Annotated in this window: 13 protein-coding genes, 1 tRNA gene and 1 pseudogene; 8 read left to right on the forward strand and 7 right to left on the reverse strand. The window is 59.7% G+C overall.

Annotated elements, in window-relative coordinates; all coding sequences use genetic code 11:
* The first annotated feature begins 13 nt into the window (after nt 1-13).
* The 4 genes from CQ041_RS15020 (at nt 14) to CQ041_RS15035 (ending at nt 5,792) form a co-directional block, all read left to right on the forward strand.
* The gene (locus tag CQ041_RS15020) at nt 14-616 is read left to right on the forward strand and encodes a DsbA family protein (protein ID WP_174555886.1); all 603 of its coding nucleotides are present in this window, start codon (nt 14-16) and stop codon (nt 614-616) included.
* Nucleotides 609-2,411, forward strand: a complete 1,803-nt coding sequence (locus CQ041_RS15025) for an ABC transporter ATP-binding protein (protein WP_105523227.1) — start codon at nt 609-611, stop codon at nt 2,409-2,411. The genes CQ041_RS15020 and CQ041_RS15025 overlap by 8 nt, the downstream gene beginning before the upstream one ends.
* Nucleotides 2,412-2,483: 72 nt before the next feature.
* The gene (locus CQ041_RS15030; protein WP_105523228.1) at nt 2,484-4,946 is read left to right on the forward strand and encodes an EAL domain-containing protein; all 2,463 of its coding nucleotides are present in this window, start codon (nt 2,484-2,486) and stop codon (nt 4,944-4,946) included.
* Nucleotides 4,947-5,024: 78 nt separating this feature from the next.
* On the forward strand, nt 5,025-5,792 hold the full coding sequence (locus CQ041_RS15035) for a TenA family transcriptional regulator (protein ID WP_371923018.1): 768 nt from the start codon (nt 5,025-5,027) through the stop codon (nt 5,790-5,792).
* 55 nt (nt 5,793-5,847) lie between these two features.
* Here CQ041_RS15035 and CQ041_RS15040 read toward each other — a convergent pair whose 3' ends face one another.
* Entirely contained in the window at nt 5,848-6,774 is a 927-nt protein-coding gene (locus tag CQ041_RS15040) for a GGDEF domain-containing protein (protein WP_105523230.1), read from the reverse strand.
* Between the two features lie 317 nt (nt 6,775-7,091).
* The gene (lldD, locus tag CQ041_RS15045; protein ID WP_105523231.1) at nt 7,092-8,234 is read right to left on the reverse strand and encodes an FMN-dependent L-lactate dehydrogenase LldD; all 1,143 of its coding nucleotides are present in this window, start codon (nt 8,232-8,234) and stop codon (nt 7,092-7,094) included.
* Nucleotides 8,235-8,335: 101 nt separating this feature from the next.
* Here lldD and CQ041_RS15050 point away from each other — a divergent pair, with 101 nt between their 5' ends.
* The 4 genes and pseudogenes from CQ041_RS15050 to CQ041_RS15065 all read left to right on the forward strand — a co-directional run.
* On the forward strand, nt 8,336-9,232 hold the full coding sequence (locus CQ041_RS15050; RefSeq protein WP_105523232.1) for a LysR family transcriptional regulator: 897 nt from the start codon (nt 8,336-8,338) through the stop codon (nt 9,230-9,232).
* Nucleotides 9,233-9,292: 60 nt separating this feature from the next.
* Nucleotides 9,293-9,368: transfer RNA gene (locus CQ041_RS15055), tRNA-Asn, on the forward strand.
* A 123-nt stretch (nt 9,369-9,491) separates the two neighbouring features.
* The gene (locus tag CQ041_RS15060; protein ID WP_105523233.1) at nt 9,492-10,379 is read left to right on the forward strand and encodes a ParA family protein; all 888 of its coding nucleotides are present in this window, start codon (nt 9,492-9,494) and stop codon (nt 10,377-10,379) included.
* Nucleotides 10,376-10,534, forward strand: a pseudogene (locus tag CQ041_RS15065) (DnaB-like helicase N-terminal domain-containing protein); the annotation flags it as partial. The gene CQ041_RS15060 and the pseudogene CQ041_RS15065, both read left to right, overlap by 4 nt.
* A 92-nt stretch (nt 10,535-10,626) precedes the next feature.
* Here the strand turns inward: CQ041_RS15065 and CQ041_RS15075 are convergent.
* From CQ041_RS15075 to CQ041_RS15095, 5 genes are all read right to left on the reverse strand, one after another.
* Nucleotides 10,627-11,298 (reverse strand): PFL_4703 family integrating conjugative element protein, encoded by a 672-nt coding sequence (locus CQ041_RS15075; RefSeq protein ID WP_105523235.1) that lies wholly within the window; start codon nt 11,296-11,298, stop codon nt 10,627-10,629.
* Nucleotides 11,295-11,699, reverse strand: a complete 405-nt coding sequence (locus tag CQ041_RS15080) for a TIGR03750 family conjugal transfer protein (protein WP_105523236.1) — start codon at nt 11,697-11,699, stop codon at nt 11,295-11,297. The genes CQ041_RS15075 and CQ041_RS15080 overlap by 4 nt, the downstream gene beginning before the upstream one ends.
* A gap of 12 nt (nt 11,700-11,711) precedes the next feature.
* Nucleotides 11,712-12,002, reverse strand: coding sequence for a TIGR03745 family integrating conjugative element membrane protein (locus tag CQ041_RS15085; RefSeq protein WP_371923019.1), 291 nt, complete (start codon nt 12,000-12,002; stop codon nt 11,712-11,714).
* 111 nt (nt 12,003-12,113) lie between these two features.
* Entirely contained in the window at nt 12,114-12,353 is a 240-nt protein-coding gene (locus CQ041_RS15090) for a TIGR03758 family integrating conjugative element protein (protein WP_105523238.1), read from the reverse strand.
* On the reverse strand, nt 12,350-12,676 hold the full coding sequence (locus CQ041_RS15095; RefSeq protein WP_105523239.1) for an RAQPRD family integrative conjugative element protein: 327 nt from the start codon (nt 12,674-12,676) through the stop codon (nt 12,350-12,352). The genes CQ041_RS15090 and CQ041_RS15095 overlap by 4 nt, the downstream gene beginning before the upstream one ends.
* Between the last annotated feature and the right edge of the window lie 416 nt (nt 12,677-13,092).

Raw genomic sequence — 13,092 nt, forward strand, 5'->3', positions numbered from 1 at the left:
TGTTATGGACCCAATGTGTTCCTGGTGCTGGGGCTTTGCTCCGGTGGCCGAGGCATTGGTGGAGCAGGCCCAGGCTGCCGGGGTGGAGCTGCACCTGGTGGTGGGCGGTTTGCGCACCGGCAGCGGTGCGGCGCTGGAGCCGACGACCCGGCGCTACATTCTTGAACACTGGCAGGCCGTCACCGACGCCACGGGACAGCCGTTCAAGCGCGAAGGCGCGTTGCCTGACGGTTTTGTTTACGACACCGAACCGGCTTGCCGTGCCATCGTCACCGCCCGCAGCCTGGCGCCGGATTGTGCGTGGACGCTGCTGGGGCTGATCCAGCGCGCGTTTTATGTCGAGGGCCGCGACGTGACCCTCGCCAGCGTGCTGGTGGAGCTGGCCGAGCAGGCGGGCATCCCGCGTATCGAGTTTGCCGGCGCGTTTGACCGCGCCGAGCAGCACGCTGCGACGGCTGCCGATTTTACCTGGGTGCAGGACCTGGGCATCGCCGGCTTCCCGACGCTGCTGGCCGAGCGCAATGGGCAGCTGGCATTGCTGACCAATGGTTACCAGCCGTTGTCCGAGCTGTCGCCGCTGTTGGGCCGATGGCTGGAGCGGGCCACCTGTGCATGAACCCGCCCAACGCAACGACCGCCTGACCTGGGCGGAAATTCGCCGCCTGGCCCTGCGGCACAAGAAAAAGCTGTGGATCGCCAATGGCGTCGCCGTGCTGGCGACCCTCTGCAGCGTGCCTATTCCTCTGCTGTTGCCGTTGCTGGTGGACGAAGTGCTGCTGGGCCACGGCGATGCTGCGCTCAAGGTGATGAACCACGCGCTGCCGTTGGATTGGCAGAAAGCCGCCGGTTATATCGGCCTGATGCTGCTGGTGACCCTGATGCTGCGCTGTGGCGCGCTGGTGTTCAACGTGGTGCAGGCGCGATTGTTCGCGCGGCTGGCCAAGGACATCGTCTACCGCATCCGCGTGCGCCTGATCGAGCGGCTCAAGCGTATCTCCCTCGGCGAGTACGAAAGCCTGGGCAGTGGCACGGTGACCACGCACTTGGTCACTGACCTGGATACCCTGGACAAATTTGTCGGTGAAACCCTCAGCCGCTTCCTGGTCGCGATGCTCACCCTGGTCGGCACCTCGGCGATCCTGGTGTGGATGCACTGGCAACTGGCGTTGTTGATCCTGTTGTTCAACCCGCTGGTGATCTACGCCACGGTGCAACTGGGCAAGCGCGTCAAGCACTTGAAAAAGCTGGAAAACGACAGTACATCGCGCTTCACCCAGGCGTTGACCGAAACCCTGGACGCCATCCAGGAAGTGCGCGCCGGCAATCGCCAGGGGTTTTTCCTCGGGCGCCTCGGCCAGCGTGCGCAGGAAGTGCGCGACTACGCGATCAACTCCCAGTGGAAAAGCGACGCGTCCAGTCGCGCCAGTGGCTTGCTGTTCCAGTTTGGCATCGACATCTTCCGCGCGGCGGCGATGCTCACCGTGCTGTTTTCCGACCTGTCCATCGGCCAGATGCTCGCGGTGTTCAGTTACCTCTGGTTCATGATCAGCCCGGTCGAACAGTTGCTCAACCTGCAATACGCCTATTACGCGGCGGGTGGGGCGCTGACGCGGATCAACGAACTCCTGGCGCGGGCCGACGAGCCGCAATACGCCGGCGGGGCCGACCCGTTCAGCGGGCGTGAGACCGTCGGCATCGAGGTGCGGGGCCTGAATTTCGGCTACGGCGAAGAGCGGGTACTCGACCAACTGAATCTGAGCATCGCGCCGGGTGAAAAGGTTGCGATTGTCGGCGCCAGCGGCGGCGGCAAAAGCACCCTCGTGCAACTGTTGCTCGGGCTCTATACGCCGCAGGCCGGGACTATCCGTTTTGGCGCTGCGACTCAGCAGGAGATCGGCCTGGAAACCATCCGCGAGCACGTTGCCGTGGTGCTGCAACACCCGGCGCTGTTCAACGACACGGTGCGCGCCAACCTGACCATGGGCCGCGACCGCAGCGACCAGGCCTGCTGGCAGGCATTGGAAATCGCCCAGTTGGAAGCGACCGTCAAGGCATTGCCCCAAGGATTGGACAGCGTGGTGGGTCGCTCCGGCGTGCGGTTTTCCGGCGGGCAGCGCCAGCGCCTGGCCATCGCGCGCATGGTGCTGGCCGAGCCCAAGGTGGTGATCCTCGACGAAGCGACGTCGGCACTGGACGCCGCAACCGAATACAACTTGCACCAGGCGCTGGCGCGGTTTCTGAGCGGGCGTACTACACTGATCATTGCTCACCGTCTGTCGGCCGTTAAGCAGGCGGATCGAGTATTGGTGTTCGACGGCGGTCACATCGCTGAGGACGGTGGTCATCAGCAATTGATTGCCGATGGCGGTTTGTACGCCAAACTCTACGGACACTTGCAACAAGTGCGTTGATTTTGACCTAGGCTGAGCTATCGGGAGCGGATTCTCGCGTGCGTAACCAGCAGTGCATGTGCAAGGGGCTTCATGAAGCAAAAGCGGACTCTCGGAACGCCTCGGCTGTTGGGCATAGTGTGGCCCTTTATCGCCGTGGTGCTGTTCCAGGCATTGTTGGGCTGCGTCAGTCTTTACGTGCTTTCAGCGGTGCGCGGTTATGTGGCAGGTGAAAGCTTGTGGTCCAAGGGCCAGAAAGATGCCATCTATTACCTGACGCTCTACGCCGACAATCGTGACGAAACCACCTTCCTCAAATACCGGCAGGCCATTGCGGTGCCCCAGGGTGGGCATGAGCTGCGCATTGCCCTGGACCGACCGACACCGGATATCGACGCTGCACGCCTGGGCATCCTCAAAGGCGGCAACCACCCGGATGATGTCTCCAGCCTGATCTGGCTGTACCTCAACTTTCGCCATTTCAGCTACCTGGAAAAGGCCATCGAGCTGTGGACCGTGGGCGATGGCTACCTGGTGCAACTCGATGACCTGGCGCAGGAGATGCACCGTTCGATCAACAGCGACCACGTCAGTGCCAATGATGTGCGCCAATGGAAGGCACGCATCATCGCCATCAACGAGGGCGTGACGCCTGCGGCCAAGGCGTTCAGCGATGCGCTGGGCGAAGGTTCGCGGGTGATCCTGCGGCTACTGCTGATCACTAACCTGGCCACGGCCCTGGGCTTGATTGTGCTGGCACTGCTGCGCACGCATAAGCTATTGGCCCAGCGTCACGCGTTCGCCGACGCGCTGCAGCAAGAGAAGGAGCGGGCGCAGATTACCCTGGAGTCGATTGGCGACGGGGTGATCACCACCGATGTCGACGGTGCAATCACCTACATGAACCCGGCGGCCGAGGCGCTGACCCATTGGAAGTCTGAGCAGGCGCAAGGGCTGCCCCTGGCGGCGTTGTTCAGCCTGCTCGACGACAATGCCCAGCCGGATGGCTTTACCTTGATCGAACACATCGTCAAGGGCCAGCTCAGCGGCGGCAGCGAACATTCCAAGACCATCCAGCGCCTGGATGGCAGCACGGTGTCGGTGACTCTGGTGGGCGCGCCGATCCGCAGTGCAGGGAAGGTGACCGGTGCGGTGCTGGTGCTGCACGACATGACCCAGGAGCGCCAATACATCGCCAACCTGTCGTGGCAGGCGACCCACGACGCCTTGACCGGCCTGGCCAATCGCCGCGAATTCGAATTCCGCCTCGAGCAGGTGCTGAGCCCCGCGGCGCAAGCGTTGAATGGGCGGCATGCGCTCATGTTCCTCGACCTCGACCAGTTCAAGCTGGTCAATGACACTTGCGGCCACGCAGCCGGGGACGAGCTGTTGCGGCACATCTGCGCATTGCTGCAGTCGGACCTGCGCGAAGGCGATACCCTGGCACGCCTGGGGGGCGATGAATTCGGCATCCTGCTGGAGAATTGCCCGGCACCGGTGGCGGAAAAGATCGCCGAAAGCCTGCGCCACACCGTCCAGAGCCTGCATTTCGTGTGGAAGGGCCGGCCGTTCATGACCACCGTCAGCATTGGCCTGGTGCATATCGGCCAAACCCCGACCACCCTGGAAACTTCGCTGCGTGCCGCCGACATGGCCTGCTACATGGCCAAGGAAAAAGGCCGCAATCGCGTGCAGGTGTACCACGCCGATGACTCGGAACTCTCCCTGCGCTTTGGCGAGATGGCCTGGGTGCAGCGCCTGCACATGGCGCTGGAAGAGAACCGCTTTTGCCTGTACGCCCAGGAAATCACCCCCCTGGGGCACACCGACGGTGGCGACGGGCACATCGAGATCCTGCTGCGGCTGCACGACGAGGCCGGGCGGATCATTTTGCCCGACAGCTTCATTCCGGCCGCCGAACGCTATGGCCTGATGACGTCCCTGGACCGCTGGGTGGTGGAGAACGTCTTCCGTATCATCGCCGGTTGCATGCAGGCATATCCGGGACGGCCGATGGCCATGTGTGCGATCAATCTGTCAGGCATTACTATTGGCGATGACGACTTTCTCGGGTTTTTGCGTGAGAAGTTTCATACATACAATATTCCGCCGGCGATGATCTGTTTTGAAATTACCGAAACCAGTGCGATTGCAAACTTGGGCAGTGCGATCCGCTTTATCAATGAACTCAAAGCCTTAGGCTGTTACTTTTCCCTCGATGACTTTTGTGCCGGAATGTCCTCATTCGCTTATCTCAAACATTTACCTGTAGACTTCCTGAAGATCGATGGAAGTTTCGTAAAGGATATGCTGGACGACCCGATTAACCGCGCGATGGTCGAAGTGATCAATCACATCGGCCACGTCATGGGTAAGCGCACAATTGCAGAGTTTGTCGAGACACCGCAGATCGAACAGGCGTTACTCGAAATTGGTGTGGATTACGCTCAGGGCTACCTGATTGAACGACCGCAATTGTTTACCTTTGATAGCTTGCAGTGTCGCCCCGCGCGGCCGCAGCCACTGTTATTCAAGGCACCCGGCACATTCCGCTGAAACATTTGCTGGTCTGTACAATCACACTAAAAAAGGAGCCCCACAGTGATCGACACTTTCAACAGAACCGGCCCGCTAATGGAGGCCTCGAGTTACCCCGCCTGGGCGCAGCAATTGATCCAGGACTGTAGCGAGAGCAAGCGCCGCGTTGTCGAACACGAACTGTACCAGCGCATGCGTGACAACACGCTGAGCGCCAAGACCATGCGCCACTACCTGATCGGTGGCTGGCCTGTGGTCGAGCAGTTTGCCTTGTACATGGCACAGAACCTCACCAAGACCAAGTTTGCCCGCCATCCCGGGGAGGACATGGCGCGTCGCTGGTTGATGCGTAATATCCGGGTGGAGCTGAACCACGCCGATTACTGGGTACATTGGGCGCGGGCCCATGGCGTCAGCCTGGAAGACTTGCAGACCCAGAACGTGCCGCCGGAGCTGCATGCTCTGAGCCATTGGTGCTGGCACACCAGCTCCGCCGATTCGTTGATCGTTGCCGTGGCAGCGACCAACTACGCCATCGAAGGGGCGACCGGAGAATGGTCGGCCGTGGTGTGCTCGACTGGCGTCTACGCGGCCGCCTTCCCCGAGGATGACCGCAAGCGCGCGATGAAATGGCTGAAAATGCATGCCCAGTACGACGATGCACACCCGTGGGAAGCGTTGGAAATCATTTGCACCCTGGCCGGGATGAACCCGAGCAAGGCCCTGCAGGTGGAGTTGCGCCAGGCCGTGTGCAAGAGCTATGACTACATGTACCTGTTCCTGGAAAGCTGCATGCGCCTGGAGAAAGAAAAGGCCCCAGCGGCGGTGCGTGAGCGCCAGGCGCGGGTCGCCAGCGAGGCGTGAGGGTTTGACCTGTGGCGAGGGAGCAATCTCCCTCGCCACGGTTGTGGCCGTCGGGTTAACCGGCCATTGCGAGGCGATTGCGACCTTCGCGCTTGGCCACATATAACGCGTTGTCAGCCCGGCGCAACAGGCTGTCGGCAGACTCGGCGGCCAGCAGGGTCGAGCAGCCCAGGCTGACCGTCAATTCGATACGTGTTCCATCCGCCCAATAATCCTGGGCCTGTGCCGCCTGGCGCAGGCGCTCGCCCACCATCGCCGCCGCGTCCCGGCCGGTGTTGGACAGCAGGATCAGAAACTCTTCCCCGCCAAACCGAAACACCATGTCCACGTTGCGCAACTGGCCCTTGATGGCGCCGGCAACCGCGCGCAATACCTTGTCGCCGGCCGTGTGGCCGTGGGTATCGTTGATGTTCTTGAAGTGGTCGATGTCCAGCATGAGCAAGGACAGCGGGTGCGAATGCCGGCGAGCCATATCGATTTCCCGTTGCAGGGTCTGATCCATGGCAATCCGGTTGCCCGTTTCCGTCAGTGGGTCGCGCAGGGCGCTGCGGGTGGCGGCGCGGTAGAGCAGGGCGTTGCGCATCGGGTAGAGGAGCGTGGCCAGCAGGGATTCGAGCTGTCCGAGTTCCTCTTCGGTGAGGCGCTGGTTGCGGCGAAACACCAGTTCCCCCAAATGCTCGCCTTCATGACTGAGGCTGTAGCTGACCGAGTGATGGCCGCGATGGCCGAACTCCAGGCGCAGGTCGCTGGCCTTGTGACGGTACTGCAGGGCGTCCAGCGGCACCAGGCGTTGAATCTCGCGGAAAAACACGGCGAGGATGCGATCAGGTTCCAGGCTGGTCTGCAATTGCAGCCCAAGCTGCTGACGAAGCTGCGTGACAGTGATGGGGCGACGGGGCAGCAAAGAGGGTTGGCCAAAGCCCAGGCGTTGCAATTTGGCACTGTCAAAGTCAATTGCGTTGGTCTGGGTGGGTGTTTTCATAAGCGAACGGCCTCTAAGCACTTAACTGTCTTACAGGCTCGATGAGAATGGCGAATGCCAAGCGTCTTACTGTTCCGTCAGTTCCGTAAAACATGGATACAGTTTAAACCGCTTTGCACAGGGTTATAACCCCTGGGCACTGCCGCACGTCTTGTCATCGCAGAACCTGCTTGTAAGAGATAAGAGCCAGATTCATGCCAAATCGTTTTAAATAAATAAAACCCCTTATAAATCAATCAGCTGATTTTCTGGTGGATTATCAGCCGATAAATAATGACGTCAGTTATTTGGCAAGTTGCCGGCGAATGAGTGGCAACTTACTTGCTGATCTGTACCAGGGTGGTGTGGTCGATCTGCTCGATGGAAGTGACACCGGTGAGCGTCATGGCCACGCGCATTTCCTTGGCAAAGATATCCAGCAGGTTTTCCACGCCGCGCTGCCCGTCGGCAGCCAGTGCGTAGGCCGGTGCGCGTCCCAACAGGCACGCCTTGGCGCCCAGGGCGAGCATGCGGACTACGTCGAGCCCCGAGCGAATGCCGGAGTCCACCAGCACCGTGATGTCATCGCCCACGGCGTCGGCAATCGCCGGCAGGGCCTTGGCCGTGGATAGCACGCCATCCAGTTGGCGGCCGCCGTGGTTGGAAACCACGATGCCGTCGGCGCCGAAACTCACGGCGTCCTTGGCGTCCTCCGGGTCGAGAATGCCCTTGATAATCATCGGACCCTTCCAGAATTCGCGGATCCACTCTAGGTCCTTCCAACTGATGGAGGGATCGAAATTGTTCGCCAGCCAACCGATGTAATCCTCCAGATGGGTGGGTTTGCCGAGGTATTTAGAGATATTGCCCAAGTCATGGGGGCGCCCCATCAGGCCCACGTCCAATGCCCATTGCGGCTTGGTCACGGCCTGCAGCATACGGCGCTGCGCCGCGAAGGGCCCGGACATGCCCGAGTGGGCATCCCGGTAGCGCGCGCCCGGTGTGGGCATGTCCACGGTGAACACCAGTGTGGTCACCCCGGCTGCCTGGGCGCGCTCCAAGGCATTGCGCATGAAGCCGCGGTCCTTGAGCACATAGAGCTGGAACCAGATCGAGCGCGGGCATTGCGACGCCACTTCTTCAATCGGGCACACCGACACCGTCGACAGGCACAGTGGAATGCCTTTGTTGGCCGCCGCCTTCGCCGCCTGCACTTCGCCGCGCCGGGCGAACATACCGGTCAGGCCCACGGGGCTGACAATCACCGGCATGTCCAGTTGCTCGCCGAAGACGGTGGTCTTCAGGCTCAGGCTGTCGACATTGCGCAGCACACGCTGGCGCAGGCTGATCTCGGCCAGGTCCGAACTGTTCGCGCGCAGCGTATGTTCGGCGTAGGCGCCACCGTCAATGTAATCAAACAGGAACCGCGGCAGCTTGCGCTTGGCAACTGCGCGGTAGTCGGAGGCAGACGAGATTATCATGCAGGCATTCTCCACAGGGCAGGGTGAGCTCACCATAAGCAAATTTATGGCATGATAAAAACAACTTTTATCACTAGTATCCAGTCGCAAAAGGAATACTGATGAACCTCAGAACATTGCGCGCTTTTGTCGAAGTGGTGCGCCTGGGTGGGTTCTCCCAGGCGGCCGAGGCGGTGTCGTTGACGCAATCGAGCGTCAGCAAGGCCATAAAGACCCTGGAAGAAGAACTGGGCGGGCCGCTGCTCAATCGCCTGGGGCATCGCAATGAGCTGACGGCCGCTGGCGAAATTGCCTACCGCCGGGCCTTGGTGCTGCTCGCCGAACACACGGACCTGGTCGACGAGATCAGTAACCTTCGCGGTCTCAAGCATGGCCGCCTGCGCATCGGTTTGCCGCCGGTGGGCTGCGGCGTGCTGTTCGCCGCGATGTTCGCCACGTACCGCAGCCGCTACCCGGATATCGACATTGAACTCACCGAATACGGTAGCAAGAAGTTGCGAGAATGCCTGGAGGCGGGAGAGGTCGACCTTGCCGCCTTGCTGCTGCCGGTGGATGAAGATTTCAATTACCAACCGGTGCGCAATGAACCGCTGATGGCAGTGCTACCGAGGAACCACTTGCTGGCCGATCGCCGACGCATCGACTTCGCTGACCTGGCGGATTCGCCGTTCATTCTGTTCGAAGCCGGCTTCGCCCTGAACGCGAAGATCCTCGCCGCCTGCGAGCGCAGAGGCGTGACGCCGCGAGTGACCGCACGCAGCGGCCAGATCGACTTCATCGTCGACCTGGTCGCCGCCGGGCTGGGCGTTGCGTTCCTGCCGCGCATGCTGGCGTACAAACATCAACACGCCGGCATCGCCTTGATCCCGCTCGACGAGCCCCACACCGACTGGCACATCGCCCTGGCCTGGCGCGCCAGCGCCCACCTGCCACCCGCCGCGCTGGCTTGGCTCGAGCTGGCAAGGGAACAGCAAGTTTCAACCAGTCATCCGGATTAAACACCCCCTTCATCATAGAAAGCTTGACTTCCCCTTTTTAATCAGTAACATACGGCGCATTCCGCGATAGCTCAGTTGGTAGAGCAAATGACTGTTAATCATTGGGTCCCTGGTTCGAGTCCAGGTCGTGGAGCCAGATAGAGAAAAGCCTGCAGAGATGCAGGCTTTTTTTTTTGCCTTGGATTTCTCCGGGTGATCGAAGCGCACAGCGTGATCAGCATGAAGCCGTCTCTAATCCTACGATTCAGAGGTAAGCCCCATGAAAGTCGCTGCAGTCGTTTCAACCAAAGGCGGGCCGGGTAAAACCACGGTTGGCGCCAATCTGGGCGCGTTTTGTGCCGATGCTGGTGTTCGAACCCTGCTCATCGATCTTGATAATCAGCCGTCGCTGTCCTCGTTTTACAACTTGTCGCACGAGGCACCTGGCGGTACCTATCAGTTGATCACGAGCAAAGAGACTCGGCCTGATCAGATCATTTCTCAGACCTGTATCCCCAATCTATCGCTGATCAAATCGAATGATCCGTTCAATTTGCTGAGCAATTTGTTACTGCACGCTGCTGACGGTCGCCTGCGTCTCAAGAATTTGATGCCAGCCTTCGCGCAGGACTTTGATCTGATTCTGATCGACACCCAGGGCGCTCGCTCCATCGTGCTGGAGATGGCCCTGTTGGGTTCTCAAGTGGCTATTTCCCCCATCACGCCGGATATGTTGACTGCCCGGGAGTTTCAACGAGGGATGCTCCAGCTCTATCGGGACCTGGAACCCTTGGCAGCATTGGGAGCAGTGACACCCATGTTGAATATCGTGATCAACAAGCTCGATGCCACCAATGATGCAAATCTCATCTATCACACGCTGACCGAGACCTTTTCCGACCATCCAAAAATTCAGATGGTCCACACGACAATCCCCGCTGCGGTGAGTTTTCGCCGCGCTGCCACCGAAGGTGTACCTGCTCACCGGCTGGAGTATCGGCTCCCTACTCATCGGCGCTCGCCAACCGCTTTCAAGGTCATTAAAGAGCTCTCCATGGAGCTGTTTCCCGAGTGGCGCTTGAAGTTTGAGGCGATGAGCGAGGAGCGTTTGAGTCAGAACGTTTCGTTGCTATCGAAGAGGGCGGCCTTGGGGAGAGCGGCAGTATGAGCCTGCTTGATTTAGTCCCACCTCATTCGGTTGAGGCCGAGCAGGGCGTGATCGGTGGGCTGTTGCTCGATAACTCGGTTTGGGATCTGGTCGCTGACATGCTTTCAGCTGGAGATTTTTTCAGGCGTGATCACCGTCTGATCTACCAGGCGATCGGCCAGTGGTAACCGTTCCCAGGGCATGATTTCGACGGCGTGAGCGAGTGCACAGCCGAACCATAAAGGGAGGGCGAAACTCAGACGGCGCATTACTGGCCTCCTTGCTTGCTTAATGTTTTGGCGGCGGGAGAGGGGAGTGGAGTGATGCGTTGTGGAGGCGAGTCGTAGCAATCAAGCGCCAAACCGAATGGGTTCTTCTCGGGGTCGATGTCCTGGCGCACCACTTTCAAGGGGTAGCGTACAAAGGCTTGTTTGACCCGTTCGGAGCCGTAGAACTCTTCCGTTGCCAGGTCCAGGGTGACCAGCCATTTGTCTCGTCCTACCACCTGGACGCGTAGTTCTGGATTGTCGCCATAACCGCGTTCCGGAATCTCGAAAACGCTGCGAGTGTGACTGCGAAGTTCGCTGGCGGTTTGGCGTTTCTGGTAGTCGGTCTCCAGTTCTGCCTTACAGCTTGGCGTGAGATAGGCGCTGAGCTTGTGGAGGATGCGGGGGTAGTCTCGCTCACCGTCGGTAGGCCACCGGTTGAGCTGCTGGAAGATATAGAAGCTGAAAGTGTAGACCGACTCTGGAGGGACCTCCCACCACTTACGTGTGCTGCCAGAGCGAAGATCGGGCGGGTTGTGGATGGTCAGGTTTTTGGGAGCATCCCACCACCCGAACCCCATCATGACGGCGATGCTGAACATCAATCCACAGCCGGCTCGGAGGGTTTTGATGTGCGACTCAAGGCGGACCACTTCATTCTTGAAGCGGCTCATCGGCGGTGGCTCCTGCGGGTACTCCAGCGGCCTGAGCGTATCACCAGGTCAGCACCGCCGGCCCAGGCAGTCAGCAGGGTCCATCGTGTGGCAATGATCCACTGCAGCTGCCGATAGAGCCATGTCTCTGGCTTACCCCGCTTGTGGCGCCGCAGCAGTTTTCCCCCGATAAACAAGCCTAACCCTACGCAAAGCATCATCATCGTCGGTGCCAAAGCGATGCTTTGAAACAGCACCGCTGCGGCAATACCAAGCCCTAAGCCTGCAAGACCGCCACACCCCACGGTTACCCACATCTCATCGGCTGTTAGCCCCAGGACGATGACGGGTTGACGGTTAAGGCGTGTCGGCAGAAAGCGCAGCGTTCCGTCTGGAAGCTGTAGATCTGGATCGTGTGTCATTGTGCCTTCGCCTCACAGCACGCCAGTGCCTTTGGTCAGCAGCCAGATGATGATCACCAGGAGAAGAGCACCCACGCCGCAGGTGAGGCCGAACTGCCCCCAGGTCTTCTTGCCACTCTGGACTTCGGAGTAAGAGCCATAGGCGTGGTAGGCAACCCCACAGAAAGCGGCAGCAGCAATGGCCAAGGCGATCAGGCTTACGATATCGAAGCCATGATTTTGGAGCGTCTGGATGATGCCGTTGCCCTCACCACGACTGGGCGCTTCCATTTGAGGCAGAGCAGCGTGTGTCCCCGAAGTCATGACAGCAGAAAGAGTCAGCCCATAGAGCGAAAACCGGCGGGTGAGTTTTTTGAAGAACGGGCGAATGTGCATGGTTGCCTCCAATGGCAGTGATTGAACGTAGAGGTCGCTTTAGTGCAGCAACAGGAATGTAAGCAGGATGTAGATCAGGGTGACTTTCAGCGCCAGGCCTACGAATTTGGCCTGAGAAATCTGGCCCGTAGCCCAGCCTCGATAGCCGCTACCCAGTGCCCAAGCGGCAAAGATCAGTGCGGCGGCAAGTACCAAGGCTATGAAGAAGGTGGCGCTCTGCTGTGGTGTGAAACCGCCCATGGCCTGGAACGCACTGAGCTGCTGGGGGCTCATGCTCATGGCTGATCCTTTATGGATCGCGTGTAGTGCCCGGTGAGTTCGGTAGGGTTTCGAGGCTGGGCGCGAGATGGAGTGAGATAGCCATTGATGCCCTGGCGGATCAAATCGAGATCGGTCGACAAGCGATCGTAATCAAAGGCATATCGATCGGTTGGATCGGTGACGGCTGCTTTGGGTGCTGAGATGCGAGCTGCAGCATCGAGCTGGCGCAGGACCAAGGCGAGGCGTTGGTGCTCATCAGCATCAGTGCGGGCCAAGGCGGGGAGCGATACGCAGCTCGTGTAGGCGAAGGCCAGGAACAAAGATTTGAAAGGGCAGGGCATCAATGGCTTCCATGCGCAGAAGAGTTTTTCGAGCTTCGCGCAGGGGGGGAACTGTCGACATTAGAGAAACTGGATTCGGCGCAGGAGCTTTCCGACGGATTGGGCTTCAGAGCCCTCGCTCATGCTGTGATGAGTTCACCTTGTCTGTAGGTCATCGGTTGGAAAAACGGTAGGGCATTACTGTTTTACGCGCGGTACACGTCAGACGGTGCCCGGATAAGCGTAGGGATGTTTATATTCGGGGTAACGGAGTGGGGCGGTGGCAGGGAGCATAGCGTGGTTGTGAGTCGTAAAAAGAGATCGAAAGGTAGAGCTTTGCAAGGGATGCATGGCTCTGGTTGAATCGCCCCGGGTTTTCTAGACACTCTCCAGGCTCGCTGCGTAACGCTTTTCAAACTCTACCGGTGACAGCTGAT

The organism is Pseudomonas sp. MYb60 (assembly GCF_002979555.1).
Lineage (GTDB): Bacteria > Pseudomonadota > Gammaproteobacteria > Pseudomonadales > Pseudomonadaceae > Aquipseudomonas.